Source organism: Rhizobium sp. 2YAF20 (genome assembly GCF_052114685.1).
In the GTDB taxonomy this organism is placed as follows: Bacteria; Pseudomonadota; Alphaproteobacteria; order Rhizobiales; family Rhizobiaceae; genus Rhizobium.
On sequence record NZ_JBFRFF010000123.1, the window covers coordinates 1 to 1,019 of the forward strand.

Genomic DNA, 1,019 nt, shown 5'->3' on the forward strand with positions numbered 1-1,019 from the left:
CCACCTTTGGTGACATGGGCAGCCTCAAGTTCGCCGCGTTTTACACGGTGCAACACGGTCTGGCGCGTGACGCCCAATGCCCGGGTGGCTTCCTGCATGGTGACGAAGCCGTCTGCGGCCACTGCGCTAAAGTGTGCTCTCAGTTCGTCGGTTACCCGTATTTGCCAGGGCGCACCTGATGTCACCTGTTCGCCGGCAATAAGACCCTCGTTGAGCCAGCGATGTAAGGTTGACGGTGCGACGTTTAATTCGGCGGCTGCGGAAGTGACTGTCATTATTGTCCCTTGGGTGGCGCCGTGCGTGGCCTGGAAACAGGGAATGCGCCAATGGGTGCGTAAATTGGCGACACGGTTTGCCTCGAAGCGGTGTCCCCGGGYCGTGGTGCGTCCCTGTCGATTAAGAATGCCGGCGATCACACTGTCTGGATAGAGGGTGGCAAGGCGTCGTACGAGGTCGAGCGTATCCTCGTCGGTGCGAACTGTCGCCGGTCTTGAGCGTGGGAGTTCCACGTTAAGGTCTGTCAGCGCTCCGCCCTTCCAGCGCATGGTCAGACGCGCCATTGATGCATCACGGTCGACCGAGAGGATAACTTCCTCGACAAGTGCGCGCAGAAGCTCTTTGCGGTCACGCGGTGTCGTCGACTGTGCGTTCCATACGATCTCAAGATCAGCACCGAGCGTCAGCAGCCTGGCACGTTCATCGCTGCTCAAGGTCAGCGGACGCTGTTGCATGCGTCGTGCGAGTTCATCTTGTGCCTTTTGCTGATCTGCAAGGCACTGCTCCCATTCACGTTCAAGACCGCGCGCAACAAGCCGATTATCGGGATCGACGGCGCGGTATCGGCGTTCGGCCCGGCCTGCTTGATAAACTGCGCGCTCAACACCAAGCCGCCATTGTTTTAGCGACGCTTCTGTGTCGAGTTCGAAGCGCTCCGCAGCCGCCAGGGTAGCAGCAAGCCTGGCTGGTTCGAGCGCTTGGAGAAAGGCGCGGGCAATCGCGCCGTCGATCTGCACCCCGCC

1 pseudogene is annotated in these 1,019 nt (G+C 60.4%); it reads right to left on the minus strand.

Annotation, left to right across the window (positions count from 1 at the left end):
• Positions 1–1,019: pseudogene (locus tag AB4Z52_RS36195) on the minus strand (hypothetical protein); the annotation flags it as partial.